Annotated in this window: 22 protein-coding genes; 17 read left to right on the top strand and 5 right to left on the bottom strand. The window is 72.8% G+C overall.

All coding sequences use genetic code 11. The features are described from left to right. Positions 1-11 precede the first annotated feature (11 nt). The 4 genes from ACU436_RS01375 to ACU436_RS01360 are packed head-to-tail and all read right to left on the bottom strand — an operon-like array spanning position 12 to position 4394. Entirely contained in the window at positions 12-779 is a 768-nt protein-coding gene (locus ACU436_RS01375) for an enoyl-CoA hydratase/isomerase family protein (protein ID WP_459020769.1), read from the bottom strand. Beyond that, positions 776-1852, bottom strand: coding sequence for an extracellular solute-binding protein (locus tag ACU436_RS01370; protein WP_459020768.1), 1077 nt, complete (start codon positions 1850-1852; stop codon positions 776-778). Before ACU436_RS01370 ends, ACU436_RS01375 begins: the two co-directional genes overlap by 4 nt. Beyond that, positions 1849-3054 carry a CaiB/BaiF CoA transferase family protein gene (locus ACU436_RS01365; RefSeq protein ID WP_459020767.1) on the bottom strand — a complete coding sequence of 402 codons (1206 nt, stop codon included), beginning with the start codon at positions 3052-3054 and terminating at the stop codon, positions 1849-1851. Before ACU436_RS01365 ends, ACU436_RS01370 begins: the two co-directional genes overlap by 4 nt. 17 nt (positions 3055-3071) lie before the next feature. Next, complete coding sequence (locus ACU436_RS01360) at positions 3072-4394, bottom strand: MFS transporter (protein WP_459020766.1); 1323 nt, start codon at positions 4392-4394, stop codon at positions 3072-3074. Between the two features lie 142 nt (positions 4395-4536). Between ACU436_RS01360 and ACU436_RS01355 the strand changes: the two genes are divergently transcribed. The 5 genes from ACU436_RS01355 to ACU436_RS01335 all read left to right on the top strand — a co-directional run bounded on the left by ACU436_RS01355 (position 4537) and on the right by ACU436_RS01335 (position 8653). Then, positions 4537-5274: an SDR family NAD(P)-dependent oxidoreductase gene (locus ACU436_RS01355; RefSeq protein ID WP_459020765.1), complete on the top strand. Its 738-nt coding sequence runs from the start codon at positions 4537-4539 to the stop codon at positions 5272-5274. After that, entirely contained in the window at positions 5271-6320 is a 1050-nt protein-coding gene (locus tag ACU436_RS01350; RefSeq protein WP_459020764.1) for an aldose 1-epimerase family protein, read from the top strand. The genes ACU436_RS01355 and ACU436_RS01350 overlap by 4 nt, the downstream gene beginning before the upstream one ends. Continuing rightward, a complete protein-coding gene (locus tag ACU436_RS01345; protein WP_459020763.1) occupies positions 6317-7399 on the top strand; it encodes a Gfo/Idh/MocA family protein in 1083 nt (360 codons plus the stop codon). The genes ACU436_RS01350 and ACU436_RS01345 overlap by 4 nt, the downstream gene beginning before the upstream one ends. 17 nt (positions 7400-7416) lie before the next feature. Further along, entirely contained in the window at positions 7417-8319 is a 903-nt protein-coding gene (locus ACU436_RS01340) for a sugar phosphate isomerase/epimerase family protein (protein ID WP_459020762.1), read from the top strand. Positions 8320-8398: 79 nt separating this feature from the next. Next, on the top strand, positions 8399-8653 hold the full coding sequence (locus ACU436_RS01335) for a hypothetical protein (RefSeq protein ID WP_459020761.1): 255 nt from the start codon (positions 8399-8401) through the stop codon (positions 8651-8653). 8 nt (positions 8654-8661) lie between these two features. Here ACU436_RS01335 and ACU436_RS01330 read toward each other — a convergent pair whose 3' ends face one another. Then, complete coding sequence (locus ACU436_RS01330) at positions 8662-9534, bottom strand: EamA family transporter (RefSeq protein WP_459020760.1); 873 nt, start codon at positions 9532-9534, stop codon at positions 8662-8664. A gap of 68 nt (positions 9535-9602) precedes the next feature. On the opposite strand from ACU436_RS01330, the gene ACU436_RS01325 reads away from it, so the two are divergent. From ACU436_RS01325 to ACU436_RS01270, 12 genes are all read left to right on the top strand, one after another. Next, the gene (locus ACU436_RS01325; RefSeq protein ID WP_459020759.1) at positions 9603-10499 is read left to right on the top strand and encodes a LysR family transcriptional regulator; all 897 of its coding nucleotides are present in this window, start codon (positions 9603-9605) and stop codon (positions 10497-10499) included. 59 nt (positions 10500-10558) lie between these two features. Continuing rightward, positions 10559-11041 (top strand): Rieske (2Fe-2S) protein, encoded by a 483-nt coding sequence (locus ACU436_RS01320; protein WP_459020758.1) that lies wholly within the window; start codon positions 10559-10561, stop codon positions 11039-11041. Then, positions 11038-12141, top strand: coding sequence for an amidohydrolase family protein (locus ACU436_RS01315; protein ID WP_459020757.1), 1104 nt, complete (start codon positions 11038-11040; stop codon positions 12139-12141). The genes ACU436_RS01320 and ACU436_RS01315 overlap by 4 nt, the downstream gene beginning before the upstream one ends. Beyond that, the gene (locus ACU436_RS01310) at positions 12138-13193 is read left to right on the top strand and encodes an amidohydrolase family protein (protein WP_459020756.1); all 1056 of its coding nucleotides are present in this window, start codon (positions 12138-12140) and stop codon (positions 13191-13193) included. The genes ACU436_RS01315 and ACU436_RS01310 overlap by 4 nt, the downstream gene beginning before the upstream one ends. Further along, positions 13193-14065, top strand: coding sequence for an alpha/beta fold hydrolase (locus ACU436_RS01305; protein WP_459020755.1), 873 nt, complete (start codon positions 13193-13195; stop codon positions 14063-14065). Before ACU436_RS01310 ends, ACU436_RS01305 begins: the two co-directional genes overlap by 1 nt. Then, positions 14059-15009: a LysR family transcriptional regulator gene (locus ACU436_RS01300; RefSeq protein WP_459020754.1), complete on the top strand. Its 951-nt coding sequence runs from the start codon at positions 14059-14061 to the stop codon at positions 15007-15009. Before ACU436_RS01305 ends, ACU436_RS01300 begins: the two co-directional genes overlap by 7 nt. A gap of 979 nt (positions 15010-15988) precedes the next feature. Beyond that, a complete protein-coding gene (locus tag ACU436_RS01295; protein ID WP_459020753.1) occupies positions 15989-17398 on the top strand; it encodes an MFS transporter in 1410 nt (469 codons plus the stop codon). 73 nt (positions 17399-17471) lie between these two features. Then, positions 17472-18581: an NDMA-dependent alcohol dehydrogenase gene (locus ACU436_RS01290; RefSeq protein ID WP_459020752.1), complete on the top strand. Its 1110-nt coding sequence runs from the start codon at positions 17472-17474 to the stop codon at positions 18579-18581. A gap of 11 nt (positions 18582-18592) precedes the next feature. Next, on the top strand, positions 18593-20047 hold the full coding sequence (locus ACU436_RS01285; RefSeq protein ID WP_459020751.1) for an aldehyde dehydrogenase family protein: 1455 nt from the start codon (positions 18593-18595) through the stop codon (positions 20045-20047). A gap of 10 nt (positions 20048-20057) precedes the next feature. Continuing rightward, the gene (locus ACU436_RS01280; RefSeq protein ID WP_459022582.1) at positions 20058-21008 is read left to right on the top strand and encodes a TIGR03560 family F420-dependent LLM class oxidoreductase; all 951 of its coding nucleotides are present in this window, start codon (positions 20058-20060) and stop codon (positions 21006-21008) included. Next, positions 21005-22123 (top strand): NDMA-dependent alcohol dehydrogenase, encoded by a 1119-nt coding sequence (locus ACU436_RS01275; RefSeq protein ID WP_459020750.1) that lies wholly within the window; start codon positions 21005-21007, stop codon positions 22121-22123. Before ACU436_RS01280 ends, ACU436_RS01275 begins: the two co-directional genes overlap by 4 nt. Positions 22124-22127: 4 nt before the next feature. After that, positions 22128-23417, top strand: a complete 1290-nt coding sequence (locus ACU436_RS01270; RefSeq protein ID WP_459020749.1) for a phenylacetate--CoA ligase family protein — start codon at positions 22128-22130, stop codon at positions 23415-23417. The last annotated feature ends 3 nt before the right edge of the window (positions 23418-23420 follow it).

The raw sequence follows: 23420 nt of genomic DNA, 5'->3' as shown, positions 1-23420 counted from the left end.
TCCAGCCCTGCTCAGCGCCTGCGGAAGACGGGCGGGCGTTTCTCGGCGAACGCCCGCCTTCCCTCGGCGGCGTCCTCGGTGGCGAAGCAGATCGTCTGCAGGTCGCGCTCGTACTCGAGCGCCTTGTCCTCGGGCATGCCGTACGCCGCCCGCAGGTTGACCTTGGCCGTCTCGGCCGCGATCGGGGCCCGGGACGCGATTGTCGCCGCGATCGCCTGCGCCCGTCCCACGAGGTCCTCCGGCGCGGTGACCTCGCTGACGAGGTGCCAGCGCAGCGCCTGGTCGGCGTCGACCGGGTCACCCGTCATGATCATGAGTGCGGTGTTGCTCGGGCCGATCGCGCGGGAGAGCAGGCTCGTCATCCCCCCGCCGCCGATCCAGCCGAGCTTGATCTCGGGTGCGGCGAACGTGGCGGTGGCCGCCGCGATGCGGATGTCGCAGGACAGGGCGGTCTCCAGGCCGCCGCCGAGCGCGTAGCCGTTCACGGCCGCGATCGTCGGGGTGCGGGCCGCACGGATGGCGTCGCAGTAGTCGGGGCGGTTGCGGAAGTCCCATGGGGTGGCGTAACGGTCGAGCTCGCGGATGTCCGAGCCCGCGCAGAAGGCCCGCCCGGTGCCCGTCACCACCACCGACCGCACCTCCTCGGACGAGTCGCACCAGGTGATGGCCTCGGCGATCGCCGTGGACATCTCCGGCGTCACGGCGTTCAGCTTCGCGGGCCGGTCGAGTGTGAGCGTCGCGACGTGGTCGGCGACGTCGAGCTGCACCTCGTCGGTCATGTGGTTCTCTCCTTCGTGCGGTAGAGCTCCTGGAGGCGGTCGAGGCCGCGGCGGTGGTCGAGGATCCCGGCGAGCGCGTCGCGGACGACGGCCGCCGCCGCCGACTGGAACGCGATGTAGCCGGCGTGGCGGGGGCGCACCCACGCCGTCTCGCAGGTGCGGGCCGTGCGGCGGTAGAACTCGGCCGCCCCCGGGCCCGTCCACGCGGCTCGGGCGCTCGGCTGCCCGGCGTGGTCGGGCAGGAACCGGGTCTGGGCCTCGGCGCTCATCAACCAGCGGATGTGGTCGAGCAGCGCGGCGCTGGGGGTGCACCGGCTGCTGACGGCGATGCCGGTGCCGCCCAGCGTGGAGCCCGGGCGCCCGCCGGGGGCGACGGCCGGGGCGTCGCCGAACGTCACGCGCCCGGAGTAGTTGACGTACCCGTAGACGAGGGGGCAGAGCGCGAGGTCGTCGGTGCCCGACATCAGCTCGAGGAGCCCGATCGGGTTGAGCGCGCGCGTCCGCGCCGGGGCACGGGCGTCGATCGCGGCCATGAGGTCGAGCACGGCCAGGCCGGTGGCCGTGGACAGCAGGCGGTCGGGGTCGGCGGCCGGCTCCTCGCCGAGCGCGACCGCGATCGAGGCGAACGACAGGAACGCGTGCGGGCCGGCGAGCGACAGGGCCACCGGGGCGGTGCGGGAGAGCCGCTCGACCCCGTCCCACGTGGTGGGTGGCTCGCCGACGAGGTCGGTGCGCGCTGCGCACACCTGAGTGGCCGCGTCGAGCGGGAGCGCCCACTGCCGCGCGTCGTGGGCGTACGAGCGCATCGTGGGCCCGATGCTCGCGGCGGCCCACGCCGCGAGCTCGTCGGCGCCGAACAGGTCGTCGAGCGGGGTGAGGCAGCCGGTGGCGAGGGCGTCGCCGAGGTGCGGGTGGTCGAGCACGACGAGGTCGTAACGTGCGCACAGGTCGTCGACCGGGTGGGACTCGAACCCTTCCAGGGGCTGCGTGTCCCACGCGACGAGGTCCCCGGCCGCGGCCCGCAGCGCCGCGTAGCCGCGGGGGTGGTCCCACGTCAGGCCGGCAAAGGTCACGACGTTTCCACCACGACGCCGTCCGCCAGCAGCCGGTCGATCTGCGCGCCGTCCAGGCCGAGCTCGCCGAGCACCTCCCGGGTGTGCTCCCCGGCGAGCGGGGCGCCGCGGTCGATCCGCGGCGGGGTGGCGGAGAACCGGTAGGGGAAGCCGGGCGTGGTGACACGGCCCTCGGTGGGGTGGTCGTAGGTGACGAACGTGCCGTTGTGCCGGATCTGCGGGTCCTGGAGCAGGTCGGCGTAGCCGTAGACCGGGCCGGCCCAGATGCCCGCGGCGGCGAACGCGTCGAGCCAGTGCTGCGACGGCTTCGCCTCCAGGTGCCGCGCGGTCGCGGCGAAGATCTCGTCGCGGTGGCTCCAGCCGTGCTCCTCGTCGACCATGTCGAGGAACGAGTCCTCGCCGAGCACCTCGCCGAGCGTCTTGAGCGGGGGGAACGCGAGCACAATGTAGCCGTCCGCGGTCTTGAACGCGCCGTAGGGCGCGCGGATGTAGACGTGGGCGTGCGGCTCCGCGGACCGCTCCTGCGGCAACCCGCCGACGGTGTGCACCGACAGCTCCTGCATCTGCAGCGTGGTGATCGCGTCGAGCATGTTGACCGTGACGAGCTGGCCCTCCCCGGTGCGCTCCCGGTGCAGCAGCGCGGCGAGCACGCCTTCGAACGCGGTGGAGGCGGTGACCGCGTCGACCACGTACTGCCCCGCGGCCCGCGGCGCCTCCCCGGCGCGCCCGCTGGAGAGCATCGCGCCGGACATCGCCTGCAGCAGCAGGTCCTGGCCCGGCCGCCCCGCGTACGGGCCGTCCTCGCCGTACCCGGAGATCGACACGTAGACCAGCGCCGGGTTGACGGCCCGCAGGCTCTCGTAGTCGACGCCGAGCCGGGCCGCCACGCCGGGCCGGTAGTTCTGCAGGAAGACGTCGGCCGATGCGACGAGCGTGCGCAGCAGCTCGCGCCCGGCGTCGGTCTTCAGGTCCACGGCCAGGGAGCGCTTGTTGCGGTTGAGCGACAGGAACGAGACGTTGATCCGGTTGCCGCCCGCGCCGCCGGCCGCGGCGTGGCGCTGCCACTCGCCGGTGACCGGCTCGACCTTGACGACGTCGGCGCCGAGGTCACCCAGCCGTTGCGCGGCGAACGGGCCCGCCATCGCGATCGAGCAGTCGAGGACGCGGTACCCGGAGAGGACGCCGGGCTGCTGGCTTGCCATCTGGAGAACTCCTTGCGTCAGACGGAGGTCGGGGCGGACCGGCGCGCGGCGCGGCCGGCGGCGTCCGGGTTGACATCCGGGTTGACATCCGGGTTGGTCTCGGGTGCGAGCCAGACCGAGAGCGCCGAGATCCCGGCGAGGCCGATCACGAGGAGCGCGACGGGCCAGGTGCTACCGCCCGCCAGCACGACGAGCGCCGTGGCGACCAGCGGGAGCGGGCCGCCGATGAGCGCTCCGGTGACCTCCCGGGCTGTCGCGATGCCCGAGAACCGGACCCGGGGTGGGAACAGCTCGGTGTAGAACGACGCCTGCACACCGAAGATCGCGCGGTCGGCGACGTGTGCCACCACCACGGCGATGTAGAGCATCCCGACGCCGAGCTCGATCAGCGTGAAGAACGGGTACATGAACGCGATCAGGAAGAGCGCCCCGCCGATCATGACCGGCCGGCGGCCCACCCGGTCCGACAGCGCGCCCCACGCCACGGTGGCGGCCGCTCCGACCACGCCGGAGACGACGACGCCGAGCAGCGAGACGACCGGCGGGTAGCCCAGGTTGTTGATCGAGTAGGCGAGCGCGAACGTCTGGAAGACGTAGGCGAGGTTGCCGCCGAAGTTGACGCCGGCGGCGATCAGCAGCCTGCGCTTGTGGGAGGTCCACAGCTCGCGGAACGGTGAGTGCTCCTTGCGGCGGCGGACCTCCTTCTCGAACTCCTCGGTCTCGGGCATGCGCATGCGGATGAAGACGGCGAGCCCGAGCCCGACGACGCTGAGCAGGAAGGGCACGCGCCAGCCCCAGGTGTCGAACTGGTCGCGGGGCAGCAGCGCGAAGAGCGCGAAGACGCCCGTGGCGAGCAGCATCGCCACGTCGACGGCCGCTCCCGGGATGCTGGAGAACAGTCCCCGGCGGGTGCGCCCGGACTCGCCCGCCACCACGACGGCGCCGCCGTACTCGGCGCCTGCGCCGAAGCCCTGCACCACCCGCAGCAGGATCAGCAGCGCAGGTGCCCAGTAGCCGATCGCGTCGAAGTTCGGCACCAGGCCGATCGCGATCGTCGAGAGGCCCATCATCAGCACCGTCGTGAGCAGCACGGGCTTGCGGCCGATCCGGTCGCCGAGGCTGCCGAAGACGATGCCGCCGAGCGGGCGCACGACGAAGCCGACGGTGTAGGTGGCGAAGGCGATCATCGTGCCGACGACCGGGCTGACATCGCCGAAGAACTGCGTGTTGAACACCAGGACCGCGGCCGAGGAGTACAGGAAGAAGTCGTACCACTCGATCACGGTGCCCATGGCGCTCGCCGAGACCGGCACCCAGCGCTGTCGAGCCGCGTCGCTCATGCATTCTCCTATGGTGTTAGCGCTACCGATAGCGCTAACATCCACGCTATGCAGCCGCCGGTCGGAGTGTCAAACCCGGAGCTGCGCGATCTTCGAGGGAGGGTTCGCCGATGAACCGTTCGTTGTCCTACGGCGGCCGCTCGTGACCGCCGCGCTCGTCACCGGGGCCGCCGGCGCGCTCGGCCGGGCCACCGCCACCCGCCTGGCGGCCGACGGGTTCGACGTCGCCGTGCTCGACGTCGACGAGGAAGGCCTGGAACGCACGGCGGAGGACGTCGGCAAGGCGGGCGCGCAGGCCCTGCAGCTGCAGGTGGACCTGCAGGACGCCGCCGCGATCGAGCGGGCCGTCGAGCGCACGGCCGCCGAGCTCGGGCCCCTGGGTGCGCTCGTCAACAACGCCGCGGTCTACCCCAGCCGGCCGTTCCTCGAGGTGCCGCTCGCCGAGTACGAACGGGTCGTGGCGGTCAACCAGCGCGCCTACTGGGTGGCGGCGCAGGCCACCGCGCGGCGGATGGTCGGCGCTGGGGAGGGGGCGATCGTCAACATCGCCTCGATCACCATGCACGGCGGCTGGGCCGACCTCGCCGCCTACGTCTCCACCAAGGGCGCCGCCACCGCGTTCACCCGGGCGCTCGCGCGCGAGCTCGGCCCGCACGGCGTGCGCGTCAACTGCGTCTCGCCGGGAGCGTTCCCGACCGCCGCGGAGGAGATCCACGACAACCCGGAGGAGTACCGGCGGTTCGTGCTGGACCGCCAGGCGCTCAAGCGACGTGGCCGCCCCGAGGAGCTCGCCGCGGTGGTGGCGTTCCTCGTCGGCCCGGACTCCTCGTTCGTCACCGGGCAGTGCATCGAGGTCAACGGAGGGTGGGTGATGGCGTGAAGCTCGATCGGACCGAACTGGCCCGGCGCGCCGGGGACGTCAGCGCGGCGGGCGGGGTGCGCGCCGTGGTGCTCGACGACGGCGCCGAGCGCGGGATCCGGGCGCTGGAGTTCCGCACCGGCGGCGGGCTCGCGTTCGACGTGCTGGTCGACCGCGCGATGGACCTCGGCACCGCCGAGTTCCGCGGCAACGGCTTCGGCTGGCGCTCGGCCACCGGGTTCCGCCACCCCGGACTGCACGAGTACCGCGACGACGACGGCTTGTCGATCATGCGCAGCTTCTCCGGGCTGCTGCTCACCGCCGGGCTGGACCACACGCTGTTCGGCGCCGAGGTGGACGCGTCCCAGTACCGCTACCCGCCGCGGGAGACCGTGTCGAACGGCCTGCACGGGCGCGTCGGCAACATCCCCGCCCGGCTTTCCGGCTACGGCGAGCGCTGGGACGACGAGCACACCTGCGTGCTGTGGGCCGAGGGCGAGGTGCGCCAGGCCGCGATCTTCGGCGAGCACCTGCGCCTGCACCGGCGCATCGAGGCCGATCTCGGCGGCACCGAGATCCGGCTGGTCGACACGGTGCGCAACGCCGGGTTCGACCCCACGCCGCACATGTACCTCTACCACATCAACATCGGCTGGCCCTTCCTCGACGAGGGCGCCCGCTACGAGCTGCCGCTCCAGGGCACGCTCTGGCAGAGCGACAGCGTCGCCGAGCAGGGCGGGTCGAACACCGAGATGCCCGCTCCGCAGAAGGGGTTCGTCGAGCAGGTCTACGAGCACGCGCTGAAGCCCGACGCGGCCGGCAAGGTGGCGCCGCGGCTGGTGAACGAACGGCTCGGCGTGTTCTTCGAGCTGGAGTACGACACCGCGCAGTTCCCGGCCTTCTTCCAGTGGCTGCACCTGCGCGAGGGCGCCTACGCCGTGGGCTTCGAGCCGTCCACCCACCACGTGCAGGGCGAGGTCGCCGCCCGCGAGGACGGGTCGATGACCTTCCTCGAGCCGGGCGAGGAGCGCCGCTACGAGACGACGTTCCGGGTGGGGGAGCTGTGAACGAGGACCTGCTCCCGGACCAGCCCGTGCGCTGCCGGGAGTTCGGCATCGGGGCGGTCGGCGCAGGCTTCATCATGGCCGACGTCCAGCTCGACGCGTACGCCCGCGCCGGCTTCCCCGTCCGCGCGATCACGTCGCGGACGAGGGCGAACGCCGAAGCCGTCGCGAAGCGCCGGGAGATCCCGGCGGTGTACGACACCGTCGAGGAGCTGCTCGCCGACCCGGCCGTGCAGATCCTCGACGTCGCGTACCCGCCGCACCTGCAGCCCGACGTCATCCGCGCGGCCCTTCGACACGACCACGTGCGCGGGATCCTCGCGCAGAAACCGCTCGCGCTGGACCTGGCGGCGGCCACCGCGCTCGTCGACGAGGTCGAGGCGGCCGGCAAGGTCATGTCGGTCAACCAGAACATGCGCTACGACCAGTCGATCCGGGTGCTCAAGCAGCTGATCGACCGCGGCGAGCTCGGCGACGTCGTCACGGCCACCGTGGACATGCGCGCCGTGCCGCACTGGCAGGAGTTCCTGCGCGGCTACGACCGGCTGACGATCGCCAACATGAGCGTGCACCACCTCGACGCGCTCCGGTTCCTGTTCGGCGACCCGGAGGACGTCTACACCGCGGCGCGGCCCGACCCGCGCACCGCGTTCGACCACGTCGACGGGATCGTCGCCTCCACGCTGCGGTTCCCGAACGGCGTGCTCGCGGTCTCGTTCGAAGACGTCTGGGGCGGTCCCGTGCAGGAAGGGGTCGCGGGCGACGTGGCGATCCGCTGGCGCGTGGAGGGCACGCGCGGCCTCGCCACCGGCACGCTCGGCTGGCCGGACTTCCCCGACGGCAGCCCGTCGACCCTGCGGTACTCCAGCGAGTCGACCGACGGGTGGGTGGAGCCCACCTGGACCACGTGCTGGTTCCCGGACGCCTTCGCGGGCGTCATGGAGCAGCTGCAGCACGCCCTCGCCACCGGCGAGCCGCCCGCGCTCCCCGCGCGGGACAACCTGAAGACGATGGCACTGGTCGAGGCCGCGTACCGGTCGATCGACGAGCGCCGCGCGATCCCCCTCAACGAAATCCTCTGACCACAAGGGAGTGGCCCATGTTGCCCGTCGGCATCTTCTCCGGCATCTACCAGCACGACCTGGACGAGGCGGCCCGCCGCGCCCGCGCGCACGGCTTCGGCTGCGTCCAGTTCGACCTGGACTTCACCGACCCGCGGTTCACCGAGCAGGGCCTCACCGAGGCCGAGTGCAAGGAGATCCGCGACACCTACCGCCACCACGACCTGCCGATCGTCTCGGTGTCCGGCTACACCAACATCATCCACCCCGACCCGGAGGAGCGGCAGGTGCGGCTGAACCGGCTGCGCGCGCTCATCCGCAACGGCCGCAACCTCGGCACCCCGTACGTGATCAGCGAGACCGGCACGTACAACGTCGAGAGCGACTGGGCGCCTGACCCCCGCAACCTCACCGAGGCCGGTTACGCGGAGTGCGTCGACGTGATCGGCGGGCTGGTGGAGGAGGCCGCCAAGCACGACGCCGTGTTCTGCGTGGAGACCTACGTCAACAACGTGATCGGCACGATCGATGCCACGCTGCGGCTGTTCCGCGACATCGACAGCCCCAGCCTCGGCCTGGTCATGGACCCGACCAACTACTACGAGGACCACAACATCGACGACATGGACGGCGTGCTGCGCCGCATGTTCGCCGAGCTCGGCCCCTACATCAGGATCGCGCACGCGAAGGACGTCGCCCGCGCCACGAACACGGAGGAGAAGCACGCCGACACCGGCGCCGCCGAGTACCTCTCGTTCCGCGGCGTCGGGGCGATGGAGCTGCACGGCCCCGGCCAGGGCGCGCTGAACTACCCGCTCTACCTGCAGCTCCTGGCCGCCCAGCACCCGAACATGCCGGTGATCATCGAGCACGTGACGGAGGCGGAGGTCCCGGTGGCCAAACAGTTCGTGTACGAGGCGCTGACGTCGGTAGGGGTCTGAAGCGCGACGAACAGCGCCTCCATGGTGCTGTTCGCGCGGTTGGGCGCGACCGTCGCATCCTGAACGCGCTCTACTGCTGGTGGGGGATCACGCACCGCACGCGGCCGCTGCCGTGCCCAACCACGTCGCCTGCGAGCTGCAGGACCTCTCCGACCCGTTCGGCCTGCACACCGACGTCGAGGTGCGCGACGGCGAGTTCGTGCTGGGGGAGCGGCCCGGCATCGGCGTCGAGGTCGACGAGGCGGCGGTCGATGCGGTGCCGACCGTCGACATCGGGGTCACGGACGCCGCGGGTCCGCACGTGCGGCCCGCGGACGCGGGGCTGCGCCTCTGACCCGCCCGTCAGCGGGGGCGGGCGGCGAGGAGCACCGCGCCGGTGTTCGCGGTGACGACGAGGCCGATGCCGAGCCAGTCCAGCGCGGCGGGCGCCTCGCCGAGCACGACGGCGCCGATGGCGGCGGCGAACACGGGGCTGACGCTCATGAAGAGCCCGAAGAAGTGGGGCGGGACCCGGCGCAGCGCCAGCAGGTCGGCGAGGAACGGCACGGCCGACGACAGCAGGCCCGCGGCCGCGGCGCAGGCGAGCGCGGCCGGGGTCGGCGGATACGCGAGGAGCACGGCGATCCCGATCGGCACGTACACGAGGCCCGACACGGCTCCGGCTGCGGCCGAGCCCTGGAGGCCGGGCGCCCGCGTGCCCACGGTGCGGTTCAGCAGGATGTAGCCGGCCCAGCAGAAGGCTGCGAGCAGCGCGAGGCCGATGCCGACGTAGTCGCTGGACGGCTGCGGCCTGGTGAGGACGACGACCCCGGCGGCGGCGAGCACCACGCAGCCCAGCGCGTGGCGGCGGGCGCCGGCCAGCGCGACGGCGAGCGGGCCGAGGAACTCCAACGTGACCGCGAGCCCGAGCCCGATGCGGTCGATGGCCGCGTACAGCGACACGTTCATGACGGCGAACACCGCGGCGAGCCCGAGCACGGGATACCACTGCCGCCGCGTGAACGAGCGCAGCCGCGGCCGTCCGACGGCGAGCAGCACCACCGCGGCCACCCACTGTCGCACCGCCACCACCCCGACCGGTCCGATGACGTCGAACGCGAGCGCGCCGAGGGCGGCCCCACTCTGGCTCCCGAGGCTGCTGGACAGCATGAGCGCGATGCCCGCGGCGCGGCTCCTGGTCGGCGCCTCCCGCGGCGACCGGATGTCGGTGTCCACGTGGCCAGCATGCGCGCCGGTCGAACATTCGCAAAATGCATCCTACGATCCCTCGATACGCTGAGCGTATGGACGTGGAGCTGCGGCACCTCCGCTGCCTCGTCGCGATCGTCGACGCGGGCGGGTTCACCGGCGCCGCCGCGACGCTGGGCGTCACGCAGCCGTCCGTGTCCCGCGCCCTCGCGGCGCTGGAGGACGCGCTCGGGGCGCGGGTGCTGCGGCGCACCAGCCGCGAGGTCGTGCTCACCGCAGCGGGGGAGCGGGTCCTGGCCCGGGCACGCCGGGTGCTCGCCGAGGTCGACGACCTCTCCCGGGAGGCGCGCAGCGGGCACCCGCTGCTCCGGCTCGGGCACGCCTGGGCGGCCCTCGGCGAGCACACCGTCGAGCTGCAACGGCGCTGGGCCGTCGCGCACCCCGACGTCTCCCTGCACCTGGTGCGCACCAACTCCCCGACCGGAGGCCTCGCCGAAGGCGCCTGCGACATCGCGGTGGTGCGCGCCTCGTCCGGCCCGGATCGGCTCGACACCGGCCGGTTCGACAGCGCGGTCGTCGGGCTGGAGGCCCGCTACTGCGCCCTCGCCGCGGACGACCGCCTCGCCCGCCGTCGCCGGCTGCGCCTCGCCGACCTGGGCGCCCGCATCCTCGCGGTCGATCCGCGCACCGGCACCACCACCGTGGACCTCTGGGCCCCCGGCGCGCGCCCGCAGGTGGAGGAGGTCCACGACGTCGACGACTGGCTCGCCGTCATCGCCAGCGGCCGCTGCGTCGGCGTCACCGCCGAGAGCACCCTCACCCAGTACCGCCGCCAGGGCGTCGTCTTCCGGCGCCTGCGCGACGCGCCACCCGTGCCGGTGCGGCTCGTCTGGTGGCGCGACGACCCGCATCCGGCCGCGGTGGACGTGGTCGGCCTCCTCGCGGAGCTGTACCGGAGGCGCACCCGGGCGACGCCGCATAGATGCGGTTGATGCCATCCATCCCGACTATCTGTTTCCGGTACCCCGTGGGCGCTTCCTACCGTCGATGCATGCGGATCGTGGTGTGTCGACTCGACGAGTTCCCGCCGGGTGAGCGGCGCATCGTTCAGGCGGGGCGTCGGTCGATCGGCGTGTTCCGGGTGGGGGACCGGTTCTACGCCATCAACAACCACTGCCCCCACCAGGGTGGACCGCTCTGCCTCGGGCGTACGAAACCGTGGGTGAGCTCCACCGGGCCCGGTGAGTTCGTGCTCGCCGAGGACGACGCGCTGCTCGCCTGCCCGTGGCACGGGTGGGAGTACGACCTCGCCACCGGGCAGTCCTTCCTCGGCCCCGGGGAGGCGCCGGTCCGCACGTACGAGGTGTCGCTCGAGTCGGAGGAGCCGCCGGCCGAGCCCCGGGGCGGGCGGATGCCCGGGCCGTACGTCGCCGACACGTTCCCGGTGCACGTCGAGGACGCCTACGTCGTGGTCGAGACCACCCCCCGCCCGGCAGCGGTGCCGGGCGTACGAGCTGCCGGAGGTGCGGGATGACGAGCACGCTGCCCAGGGAACGGTCCGCCGGCCGGCGGACCGACCACACGATCGTGGACACCGACATCCATCCCCACGCGCTGGCCCGCGACATCGTCCCGCGGCTGTCGGCGCAGCACCGCAGGCGCTTCGAGATGTTCGGCAGCCGCGTGCCGGGACCGCCGGAGATCTACCCGCGGGTGCGCAACTCCGGGTTCCGGCTCGACTCCTGGCCCGAGGGCGGCTTCCCGGGCAGCGACCTGCAGATGACGCGCGACCAGCTGCTCGACGAGTTCGACATCGACCACGGTGTCCTGATCCCGTTGCAGGGCCACAGCTGGGGCGTCGAGCAGTCCTCGTACTCGGCCGCGCTCTGCGGGGCGCTGAACGACTGGATCGCGCAGGAGTGGCTCGACCGGGAGCAGCGGCTGCGCAGCTCCATCGCCATCCCGCACGAGTCGCCCGACCTCGCGGCCGAGGAGATCGCCAAGCGCGCCGACGACCCGCGCTTCGTCCAGGTGCTGCTGTCGACGGGCGGCGAGTCCGGCTTCGGGGTCCGCCGCTACTGGCCGATCTACCGGGCCGCCGCCGACGCCAAGCTGCCGATCGCCGCCCACACCGGTGGGCTGGAGCAGCACCGCGGCGCCGGCTGGCCGTCGTTCTACCTCGAAGAGCACGTCTGGAACGGCAACACGATGGCCTCGTTGCTGACGAGCATGCTCTGCGAGGGGGTGTTCACCGAGTTCCCGACGCTGCAGGTGGTGTGCGTCGAGGGCGGGATCGCGTGGGCGGGCCCGCTGATGTGGGCGCTCGACGAGGCGTGGCCGCGGCTGCGCGAGGACGTCCCGCACCTCACGCGGCCCCCGTCGGAGTACATCCGCGAGCACGTGTGGTTCACGACCCAGCCGGTCGAGGAACCCGACGACCCGAAGCACCTCGAGATCGCGCTGCGGCACATCGGGATGAACGACCGGATCATGTTCGCCTCCGACTACCCGCACTGGGACTTCGACTCGCCCCAGCAGGCGCCGAGGCTGTTCCCGGCAGCCGCGCGGCGCGACATCATGGGCACCAACGCCTGCCGGCTCTACGGGCTGCCGGAGCGGGAGGTGGCGGCATGACCGCCGTGCAGACCGCGATGATCGGCACAACGGTGATCGACACCGACGTCCACTGCTCGCCCAAGACGTTGTCCGACCTCTCGCCCCACCTCGACCCGTACTGGCGCGGCTACCTCACCGAGGGCGGCATCTCGCTGTCGCCGACGCAGGGCGGGGCCTACCCGCCCGCGGCCCCGACCAGCGGCCCGCCCGCGGCGACGTCGGTGGAGCAGCTGCGCGAAGGGTTCCTCGACGTGCGAGGGCCGCAGCTGGCCGTGCTGAACTGCACCACGTCGTTCCACTGCAACCGCAACCCGTACTACGAGGCGGCGCTGTGCAGGGCGGTGAACGACTGGCTGGTGGCGGAGTGGCTGGAGCGCGACGACCGGCTGCGGGCGAGCATGGTGGTGCCGACGCTCGACACCGCCGCGGCCGTCGCCGAGATCGAGCGGATCGGTGACCACCCGCGGATCGTGCAGGTGCTGCTGCCGGTGCGCGGCGACGCGCCGTGGGGCAACGTGCGCCACCGACCGCTGCTGCGGGCCGCGGCCGAGCGGGGCCTCGTCGCCGGGCTGCACGCGTGGGGCCGGATCGGCAACGCCCCGACGTCCAGCGGGATGACCCACACCTACCTCGAGGACTACCTCGCCAACTCGCAGATCATCGTGCAGGGCCAGGTCACGAGCCTCATCACCGAGGGTGTGTTCGCGCAGCTGCCCGATCTGCGCGTCACGCTCCTGGAGTGCGGCTTCTCGTGGCTGCCCACCCTGCTGTGGCGGTTCGACAAGGACTGGAAGGGCGTGTGGCGCGAGGTGCCGTGGCTGGACGCGAAGCCGTCGGAGACCGCGCGGCGGCACCTGCGGCTCACCACGGCGCCCGCGCAGCTGCCCCGTGACGCCGTCCAGGTGCGGGAGGCCCTCGACCTGCTCGACGCCGGTTCGATGCTGCTGTACGCGAGCGACCACCCGCACGACCACGGGACGGGCGGCGAGCGGCTGCTCGCGGCGCTCTCGGACGAGGAGCGGGAGCGCGTGCTGGGGGGCAACGCCGCCGACTGGTACACGTTCGGCTGATGCTCGACGGATTCGCGGCCACCGACGTCGCGACGCCCGGAGGTACGCGGATCCGGGTGCGCACCGCCGGCACCGGGCCGCCGGTGGTGCTGCTGCACGGCTACCCGCAGACGTCGGCGATGTGGCACCTCGTCGCGCCCGAACTGGCCCGGGACCACACGGTGGTGCTCGCCGATCTTCCCGGGTACGGCGACAGCGTGGCGACGCCGGGCGCCCCCGTCGAGGCGTTCGGGAAGCGTGCGATGGCCGCCGTGATCGTGGCCGCCATGAACGAGCTCGGGTTCGACCGGTTCGCGGTGGTCGGGCACGACCGGGGCGCCCGGTGCGCCTACCGGCTGGCGCTGGACCACCCGGACGTCGTCACCGCGCTCGGTCTGCTCGACATCCTGCCGACGGCCGACGTCTTCGCCCGGGTCGATGCCACGTTCGCCCGGGGCGCGTGGCACTGGTTCTTCCTCGCCCAGCCCGGCGACCTGCCGGAACGGCTCATCGCCGCCGACCCGGAGGCGTTCTTCCTGCGCGGCGCCACCCCGTTCGCCCCGGACGCGCTCGCCGCCTACCGCGAGGCGTGGGCGCGGCCCGAGGTGATCCACGCGATGTGCCAGGACTACCGGGCGGGTGCCACGGTCGACGTCGCCGACGACGAGGCCGACCGCGGGCGGCGCACGATCGTCTGCCCGACGCTGGTGCTGTGGGGGACCGGCGGCCCGGTCGCCCGCGAGCCCGACGTCATGCCGACCTGGCGGGCCTGGGCGCCCTCCGCCATCGGTCAGGAGCTGGAGTGCGGGCACTACGTGGCCGAGGAACGCCCCGCCGAGACGATCGTCGCGGTGCGGGAGCTCCTGACCCCCTCCATACTGGGCGGGTGGTGAGGCGAGCGACGTCGCTGGCGAACCTCGACCTGAACCTCCTGGTGATCCTGCGGGAGCTGCTGCGGGAGCGGAACGTCACGCGCGCGGCACGACAGGTCGGGATCACGCAGCCCGCGGCGAGCGCGGCGCTCGGGCGGCTGCGCCGGCACTTCGGTGACGAGCTGCTCGAACGCACCCGCGGCGGCTTCGTGCTCACCCCGCTCGGCGCGCAGCTCGCCACCCAGATCGAGACCGTGTGCGCCGGCGTCGAGCGGCTCTTCTCCACCGACCCCGCGTTCCGGCCGGAGGACTCCGAGCGCGAGTTCGTCGTTCTGATGCCGGACTACGTGCTGGCCGCGATCGGTGAGGGGCTCTCCCGGGCGATGCACGAGGCGGCGGCCCGCACCCGGCTGCACGTCAAGGTCGTCCAGGAGGCGATGCCGGCCGACCTCCTCGAGACGCTGCGCGTGATCGACGGCATCGTCTCGGTGCCGATGCCGAGGTTCCAGGTCACGGGGATCCGGGGCCTGGAGCTGTTCCGGGACCGCTGGGTCTGCGTCGTCGCGGCGGACAACCCGGTGGGCGACCGCCTGGAGCTGACCGACCTCGAACGCCTGCCGTGGGTGGTGCCGCACCACCCGGACGGCGAGTACCCGCCCACGTCGCCGCTCGGGCCGCTGTTCGGCCGGTTGACCACGCGCCCGCAGGTGGCCGTCCGGGTGGACAGCTACCAGGCCACCCCGTACTTCGTGGCCCACACCGACCGGGTCGCGGTGATGCAGCGGCGGCTCGCCATGCGGTTCTCCGACCGGCCCGACCTGCGGGTGCTCGAGTGCCCCGGCGACCCGCCGCCGATCGTCGAGACGCTGTGGTGGCACGCGAAGAACGACGAGGACGACGCCCACACCTGGTTCCGGTCGATGGTGGTGCGGGCGGCGGCGGACGACGGCCCGCCGAAGAACTGACAGCAGGTCGGGTGCTACTCGTCCAGGGCGCGATCGACCATCTCGGGCGTGATCGGCTCGGCGTCTGCCGGAACTTCGAACGTCGGGATCTCGTCGGCGCTGCACTGGGCACATCGCGGTGCACGGCGAGGTAGATGCACATCGGTGATGCTAGCGAGCCTGCGTACGGGACCGGCCCTCGCTGGGAGCGTGATCTGAGAAGCGGAGCGAACGCGCGCGGCAGGCGGCGGGACGGGGCAGGAAGCGGCCGGCCGGGCACGGCGCGCCCCCCTCCGAAATGCCCCGTGGTGGCCGTGATCAGCAGGATCGGCACATGAACCGCACCCAGAGGGCGTTGCCCAATTGCCGCCGGCCGACCTGGTGGGTTCGGATAGCGCTTCCCATTGATCACATGTTTGCGACCGTCCTCGGGAGGGCGCTGGGCGGGATCTCGCAGCGATCAACGCGTCATGATCGGTCCGAGATTCGCCGCAGCGCCCACCCGAGGGCGCTGCGCCACAGCTGATCACGAAGAGGCCGCCTCCGGTGGCGCCGCGCGCCCACCGGGCAGGCCCCGGCCTGCCCGCGCAGGATGCTGTAGGGGCAGCAGGGGCGAGGGGCGGCCCCCGCACGATGCGCGGCGCCACTGGAGGCCCCCGGCAGACCACTCCGGCGTCACCCGGACACGCACGTCCCCGGGAATGCATCCCACGACGCGATCGCCCTGATCGGCACGATCGGGACATGAGCTGCATGGGTGCAGTTCATGTCCCGATCCTGCTGATCAAGGCGATCGTGGAGGCCACCCCCCGAGACCGGCGCAACCCGGGTGCCGGCCACGACCACCGGGACGGACTTGGAGAGCGTCTCGTCCCGACACTGCGAGAGCGAACCGGAACCATAGACCGAATTGATGGTTTGCATGTCAACTCGTGATTTCCGTCGATGGGGGCTGGGTTCCTAGCGTCATCGCGGACCCGAGCGCACGAGGGGGTGTGCCATGACCGAACCGGTCGATGCACGCGATGCCCGACCCGACGACGGCCCCGTCGTCGACGTCGTACCGCTGATCGAGGACCAGAAGGTCGGCCGCTTCTGGATGCTGCTGTTCGCGGTGTCGTGGGCCGTGACGTTCCTGGACGGCTTCGACCTGCAGATCATCTCCTTCGCGGGCCGCTACATCCAGGAGGGCTTCGCCCTCAGCAACACCCAGCTCGGCACGCTGGGCACGGTCGGAGTGGTGGGCACGCTGCTCGGCGGCATCGCGATGGGCTACGTCGGCGACCGCGTCGGCCGCAAGCCCGCGATCGTCGTCTCGACGGTCGGTTTCGGCGTGTTCATGCTGCTCTTCGCCGTCGCGCAGGACTACGCGCAGCTGGTGGTGCTGCGGTTCGCGACCGGTGTGTTCCTCGGCGGGGCGCTGCCGCTGGTGTGGGCGGTGGTCACGGAGTTCGCTCCGGCGCGGCTGCGCTCGACGTCGGTCGTGATCACGATGATCGGCTACAGCCTCGGCAGCGCGTCGGGTGGACCGATCTCCAACGCGCTCATCCCGCGGTTCGGGTGGGAGGCGGTGTTCGTCGCCGGTGGCATCGCGTCGCTCCTGGCCGCCGTCCCGGTGATCCTGTTCCTCCCGGAGTCGGTCAAGTTCCTGGCCCAGCGGGACCTGCGCCAGCACCGCATCGCCGCGATCCTGCGGCGCGCGCTGCCGGACGTCACGCTGCCGGACGGCGCCCGGTTCGTCGCCGGAACCGGCGGTCGCGACCGCACCTCGTTCCGGCCGGCCGACCTGTTCCGCGGCGGCCGGCTGGCGCTGATCACCCCGCTGGTGTGGGTGGCCTACATGTGCTCGTCGGCGATCGTGTTCTACCTGGCGTTCTGGGGGCCGATCCTCAACGAGCGGATCGGGTTCAGCGTGTCCGCGGCGGCCACCCTCGCCGCCTGGACGGCCGTGGCCGGGGCTGCCGGGCAGCTGCTCATCGGGCGGTTCATCGACCACCGCGGCGCCGGCACCATCGCGTGGATGCCGCTGCTGGCGGTGCCCTGCCTCATGGTGATCGGGCTCGTCCCGCTGAACGCGGTCACCTACGTCGCCGTGATCATCCTGGCCCATGTGTTCGTGATCGGCGGGCACGGCGGCATCATCTCGATCTGCGGGATCTTCTACCGGCCCGCGATCCGCGCCAACGGTGCGGGCTGGGCGACGTCGATGGCGAAGTTCGGCGCGATGCTCGGGCCGTGGCTGGCCGGGTTCGTCATGGACCACGGCGTCGACGCCCGCGGCACCTTCTTCGTGTTCGCGTTCTTCCCGGTCGCCATGGTGGCCCTGCTGGTGGTGCTGGGCCGCATCCAGAAGGGCCTGCCGGCGGACGCCGACGGGTCGCTGCAGGCTCCGGTGCCCGCGCTGCGCTGATCGCGCAGGGCTGAGCTTCCGCGTTGCGAAAGCCCCGTCGAGGCGGGGGGCCCACCCGGGCATCGTGACAGGCATGAGCATGACCACCCGCGCCGCGATCTGCCGGGAGCCCCGCAGGCCGTGGGAGATCACCGACGTCGAGCTCGACGACCCGCGCGCCAACGAGGTGCGCGTCCGGTTCCACGCCGCCGGGCTGTGCCACTCCGACGACCACATCCAGAAGGGCGATGCCCGGATGCGGTTCCCGGTGGTCGGCGGCCACGAGGGTGCCGGGGTGGTGGAGGCCGTCGGCGAGGGGGTGACGCGGGTCGCCGTGGGCGACCACGTGGTCTGCTCGTTCATCCCGGCCTGCGGGTCGTGCCGGTACTGCTCGACCGGGCGGCAGAACCTGTGCGACGCCGGCAAGAACGCGGCGACCGGCGAGTTCGCGGACGGGACCTTCCGCTTCCACCTCGACGGTGAGGACCTCGGCGGGCTGTGCGTGCTCGGCACGTTCGCCGAGCGGGCCGTGGTGTCGGAGTTCTCGTGCATCCCGATCCAGGACGACATCCCGTTCGACGTCGCCGCGCTGGTGAGCTGCGGGGTGCCGACGGGCTGGGGTTCCGCGGTGTACGCGGCGGGGGTCCGCGCCGGGCAGACCGTGGTCATCTACGGCGCGGGCGGTGTGGGCAGCAACGCCGTGCAGGGCGCGCGGTACGCGGGTGCGAAGAACGTGGTGGTCGTCGACCCGGTGCCGTTCAAGCAGGACATGGCGAAGGTCTTCGGGGCCACGCACACCTTCGGCGACGCGGAGGCCGCCCATGCCTTCGTGGTGGACACGACGTGGGGCGAGCTCGCCGACCACGCGATCATCACCGTCGGCGTGCTGCACGACGAGGTCATCGCGAACGCATTGGCGGTGGTCGGCAAGACCGGGCAGGTCACGATCACCGCCGTCGGCAACGGGTCCGTGGTGGCCCCGGCCGGCATGCTGATCGGCTACCAGCGGCGCGTGCAGGGCGCGATCTTCGGCGCCTGCAACCCGCTGCACGACGTCCCGCGGCTGCTCGGCCTCTACCGCTCCGGCGACCTCAAGCTCGACGAGCTGATCACCCGTCGCTACCGGCTTGACCAGGTCAACGAGGGCTACCAGGACATGCTCGACGGCAAGAACGTCCGCGGCGTCGTCGTCCACGAGCACTGAGGGCGGACCGGATGACGACCGCACCGGCCGCGCCGCCCTTCGTCGAGAACGCGCACCTGATCGGGGGTGAGTGGGTCCCGGCGGTGTCCGGCGAGACCATAGACGTGATCGACCCGGCCACCGGTGACCTCCTCGCCCGGGTGCCCCGCGGCACCGCCGCCGACGTCGACGCCGCCGTGCGCGCCGCCGAGGCCGCGTTCCTCGCGTGGCGCGACACGAGCGCGAGCGCCCGCGGCGCGCTCGTGGCCCGCTGGGCCGCGCTGGTCGAGGAGCACAACGCAGACCTCGACCGCCTCGAGTCGCAGGAGGTGGGCCGCCCGCACTGGGGCCCGCCGCCGATGTCGCGCATCCTCACGTTCATCGCGGGCCAGGCCGACAAGGTGCAGGGCCTGTCCCTCCCGACCCAGTCGCCGGACGTGCTGGGCCTGACCCTGCGCGAGCCGTTCGGCGTGGTCGGCAGCGTCATCCCGTGGAACGCGCCGGGCCCGATGTTCGTCACCGACACCGGGGCGGCGATCGCCGCCGGCAACACGATCGTCGTCAAGCCGGCCGAGGACGCCCCGCTCACGCCGCTCGCACTGGCCCGGCTCGCGGCCGACGCCGGGATCCCGCCGGGCGTCGTCAACGTCGTCACCGGCTACGGCCCGGAGGCCGGCGCGGCGCTCGCGGCCCACCCGGGGATCCGGCGCATGAGCTTCACCGGCTCGCCGCAGACGGGGGCGCAGGTGATGGCGGCGTGCGCGGCGAACCTGGTGCCGTTGCACCTCGAGCTGGGCGGCAAGTCGCCGCAGGTGGTGTTCCCCGACGCCGACCTCGACCGCGCGATCCCCGCCATCGTCGCGGGGATCACGCTCAACACCGGGCAGATCTGCGCCGCGGGCTCGCGCGTGGTCGTCGACCGGGCGGTGCACACCGAGGTGGTCGAGCGGCTGGCCCGGCACATGGCGGGGGTGAGCGTCGGCCCGTGGCACCAGCAGGTGCAGATGGGCCCGCTGATCAACGCGACGCAGCACGCGCGGGTGCTGGACTACGTGCGGGTCGGCCGGGACGAGGGTGCGGAGCTCGTCACGGGCGGCGGGCGCCCGGCCGGTCCGGTCTTCGAGCGCGGCTTCTTCGTGGAACCCACGCTCTTCGACCGGGTGTCCCCGGACATGCGGATCGCGCGGGAGGAGATCTTCGGCCCGGTGCTGTCGGTGATCCCGGTCGACGGCGAGGCGGAGGCGCTGGAGGTCGCCAACGGCACCGACTACGGGCTCGTCGCCTCGGTCTGGACCCGCGACGTCGGCCGGTCGGTGCGGATGGCGCGCGGGCTGCAGGCCGGGCAGGTCGTGGTCAACTCCGCGCTCGGTGCCGGGGTGATCGGCGGGCCGTTCGGCGGCTACAAGCGCAGCGGCTTCGGCCGGACGATGGGAGCGGACGCGGTGCTGGAGTACACGCAGGTGAAGACGGTGTCGTTCCGTGGCTAGCGGGCTGCGCATGCGGGTGCTGATGGAGCCCCGCCACGGCGCCCGGTACCAGGAGATCCTGGCGCTCGCGCTGGCCACCGAGGAGGCCGGGTTCGACGCGTTCTTCCGCTCGGACCACCTGATGGGCGTCGACCCGAACGACTCGACGTACCGCCCGACCGACTGCTGGACGACCCTCGGCGGCCTGGCCCGCGACACCGCGCGGGTACGGCTGGGCTCGCTCGTGACGGCGGCGACGTTCCGGGAGCCGGGCCTGCTCGCCGCGATCGTCGCCTCGGTCGACGAGATGAGCGGCGGGCGCGCGGAGCTGGGGATCGGGACGGGCTGGTACGAGCGCGAGCACACGGCGTTCGGGATCCCGTTCCCGCCGCGGGGGGAGCGGTTCGACATCCTGCAGGAGCAGCTCGCCGTCATCACCGGGTTGTGGTCGGGGCCCGGGTTCAGCTTCGCCGGCACCCACTACCGGATCGACGAGAACCGCACCCCGCCGCGGCCGGTGCAGCGCCCGCACCCGCCGATCATCGTCGGCGGCAGCGGCCCGAAGCGGACCCCGGCCATCGCCGCCCGGTACGCGACGGAGTTCAACGGGGCGCTGACGGCCGCCGGGGGTGCGGCGGGGCTGCGCGAGCGGTTCGCGCGCTTCGCCGGTGCCTGCGAGGCGATCGGGCGCGACCCCGCCGGCGCGCGGCTCTCGGCGGTGCTGCCGGTCGCGTGCGGCGCCACGCCGGCCGAGACGGAGCGCCGGGCGGCGATCATCGGGTCGGAGCTGATGCGGAACAACGCCGCCATCGGCTCGCCCGCCGAGGTGGCCGAGCGGATCGGCGAGCTCACCGGCGCCGGCGCCGACACCGTCTACCTGCACATCTACGACATCCACGACCTCGACCACATCGCGCTGATCGGCGCCGAGGTGCTGCCGCAGGTGGCAGCCCTCCCACTGTCAACGGGGGTCCCCTCATGACCATCACGACCCGCGCGGCGATCGCGCGGCAGCCGCACACCGGCTGGGAGCTCGTCGATCTGCAGCTGGACGAGCCGAAGGCGCACGAGGTGCGCGTGAAGTTCGCCGCCGCGGGCCTGTGCCACTCCGACGACCACATCACGCAGGGCGACGCCCCCGTCCGGATGCCGGTCGTCGGCGGCCACGAGGGCGCGGGCGTCGTGGAGTCGGTCGGGCCGGACGTGCGCCGGGTCAAGCCGGGCGACCGGATCGTCTGCTCCTACATCCCGGCGTGCGGGGCCTGCCGGCCGTGCTCCACCGGGCACCAGAACATGTGCGTGAAGGGCCTCAACGCGGGCACCGGGATGTTCCTCGACGGCACGTTCCGCTTCCACCTGGGCGACGAGGACCTGGGCGGGTTCTGCACCGTCGGCTCGTTCTCCCAGTACTCGGTGGTGTCGGAGTGGGCGTGCATCCCGCTGGCCGACGACATCCCGTTCGAGATCGGTGCGCTCGTCGGCTGCGGCGTGCCGACCGGCTGGGGGTCCGCGGTGCACGCGGCCGGCGTGCGGGCCGGCGACACCGTCGTGATCTACGGCGCGGGCGGTGTGGGCAGCAACGCGGTGCAGGGCGCGCGGTACGCGGGCGCGAAGAACGTGGTCGTGGTGGACCCGGTGGAGTTCAAGCGGGACATGGCGAAGGTCTTCGGGGCCACGCACACCTTCGCCGACGCGAAGGCCGCGCACGACTTCGTGGTCGAGACGACCTGGGGTCAGCTCGCCGACCACGCGATCTGCACCCCCGGGGTGCTGACCGGCGACATCGTGAGTGCTGCCGTGCAGGTGGTGGGCAAGGGCGGCAAGGTGACCATCACCGCCGTCGGCAAGCTGGGCGAGAACGCCGTCACCGTGCACGCGGGCCAGATGATCAGCTACCAGCGGCAGGTCCGCGGAGCGCTCTTCGGCGACTGCAACCCGCTCTACGACGTGCCCAAGCTGCTGGGGCTCTACCGCTCCGGCGACCTCAAGCTCGACGAGCTGGTCACCCGCCGCTACCGGCTCGACGAGATCAACCAGGGCTACCAGGACATGACGGATGGCAAGAACATCCGCGGCGTCGTGGTCCACGAGGACTGACGCCGTGACCGCTGCATGGTTCGTCGCACCCGACGACGTCGACGACGTCACCGAACTGCTGCGCGCGCAGCTGGAGGGGCTGCCCGCCCGGTCGCCGCTCTACGCCGACCACCTCGCCGAGCACGGCGTCACGGCCGCGGCGTTCGCCTCGCTCGAGGACCTGCGCAAGTTCCCGTTCACCACCAAGCAGATGCTGCGCGACTCCCAGGCCGCCGCGCCGCCGCTGGGCGGGCACGCCGGCGTGGCGATGAGCGAGGTGGTGCGGGTGCACGCGTCCACCGGCACCACCGGGCGGCCGAGCTGGGTGGGGGTCACCCGCCGCGACGCCGCGGCGTGGACCGACATGGTGGCCCGCGCGTTCCGGACGATGGGCGCCACCCGCGAGGACGTCGTGCTGCACGGCGCCGGGCTCACGCTCTTCGTCGGCGGCCTCCCGATCCGCGACGCCCTCGAACGGATCGGCTCCACCCTCGTGCCGATCGGCACCGGGGCGTCGGAGAAGGCGGTGCTGGCGCTCGAGACGCTCGGCGTCACCGCACTGCACTCCACCCCGTCCTACGCCCGGTACCTGGCCGAGTACATCCGGGGCCTCGGCCGGGACCCGAAGGAGTTCGGCCTGAGCAAGGTCTTCGTGGGCGGCGAGCCCGGGGGCGGCGAGCCGGCGTTCCGCGCGCACGTCGAGAGCGAGTGGGGCGCCCCCGTCACCGAAGGGCTGGGCAACGCCGACATGGCGCCCGTCCTGTTCGGCGAGGCGCCCGGCAGCGCGGGGATGCGGTTCACCGGTGGCCGGCACGTCGTCGTCGAGCTGATCGACCCCGACAGCGGTGACCCGGTCGGCGCCGAGGAGGGGGCCACCGGCGAGCTCGTCTACACCTCGGTGGACCGCGAGTGCTGCCCGCTGGTGCGCTTCCGCACCCGCGACCGGGTGGTCGTCACCGGCCGGGCCGCCGACGGGGCACCGCTGATCCGCTGCGTCGGCCGCACCGACGACATGCTGATCGTGCTCGGTGTGAACGTCTTCCCCTCCGCGGTGCGCGACCTCGTGCAGACCCTGCACCCGCGCACCACCGGAGCCGTGCAGATCGTCCTGCCGGCGGCGGGGCCGCGGGTCGAGCCGCCACTGTCCGTGGAGGTCGAGTGGGGGGAGCAACCCGGTGACCGGGAGCAGCTCGCCCGGGACGTCGAGGCGCTCGTCCGCAACCGGCTCTCGGTGCGCGCGGCCGTCACGCTCGTGCCGCCCGGCTCGCTCGAACGCTCCGAGATGAAGTCCCGGCTCACCCGCCTCGCGCGCTGACAT

This window comes from Pseudonocardia wallangbongensis (genome assembly GCF_054486945.1).
This window is presented reverse-complemented; position numbering and strand designations above follow the sequence as displayed.

Excerpts from the sequence above, each read along its gene's own strand:
- ACU436_RS01360 (WP_459020766.1), bottom strand. The coding sequence starts at position 4,394 with ATGAGCGACGCGGCTCGACAGCGCTGGGTGCCGGTCTCGGCGAGCGCC.
- ACU436_RS01320 (WP_459020758.1), top strand. The coding sequence starts at position 10,559 with ATGCGGATCGTGGTGTGTCGACTCGACGAGTTCCCGCCGGGTGAGCGG.
- ACU436_RS01315 (WP_459020757.1), top strand. The coding sequence starts at position 11,038 with ATGACGAGCACGCTGCCCAGGGAACGGTCCGCCGGCCGGCGGACCGAC.
- ACU436_RS01295 (WP_459020753.1), top strand. The coding sequence starts at position 15,989 with ATGACCGAACCGGTCGATGCACGCGATGCCCGACCCGACGACGGCCCC.
- ACU436_RS01285 (WP_459020751.1), top strand. The coding sequence starts at position 18,593 with ATGACGACCGCACCGGCCGCGCCGCCCTTCGTCGAGAACGCGCACCTG.
- ACU436_RS01305 (WP_459020755.1), top strand. The coding sequence starts at position 13,193 with ATGCTCGACGGATTCGCGGCCACCGACGTCGCGACGCCCGGAGGTACG.
- ACU436_RS01375 (WP_459020769.1), bottom strand. The coding sequence starts at position 779 with ATGACCGACGAGGTGCAGCTCGACGTCGCCGACCACGTCGCGACGCTC.
- ACU436_RS01340 (WP_459020762.1), top strand. The coding sequence starts at position 7,417 with ATGTTGCCCGTCGGCATCTTCTCCGGCATCTACCAGCACGACCTGGAC.
- ACU436_RS01290 (WP_459020752.1), top strand. The coding sequence starts at position 17,472 with ATGAGCATGACCACCCGCGCCGCGATCTGCCGGGAGCCCCGCAGGCCG.
- ACU436_RS01310 (WP_459020756.1), top strand. The coding sequence starts at position 12,138 with ATGACCGCCGTGCAGACCGCGATGATCGGCACAACGGTGATCGACACC.
- ACU436_RS01280 (WP_459022582.1), top strand. The coding sequence starts at position 20,058 with ATGCGGGTGCTGATGGAGCCCCGCCACGGCGCCCGGTACCAGGAGATC.
- ACU436_RS01365 (WP_459020767.1), bottom strand. The coding sequence starts at position 3,054 with ATGGCAAGCCAGCAGCCCGGCGTCCTCTCCGGGTACCGCGTCCTCGAC.
- ACU436_RS01275 (WP_459020750.1), top strand. The coding sequence starts at position 21,005 with ATGACCATCACGACCCGCGCGGCGATCGCGCGGCAGCCGCACACCGGC.
- ACU436_RS01325 (WP_459020759.1), top strand. The coding sequence starts at position 9,603 with ATGGACGTGGAGCTGCGGCACCTCCGCTGCCTCGTCGCGATCGTCGAC.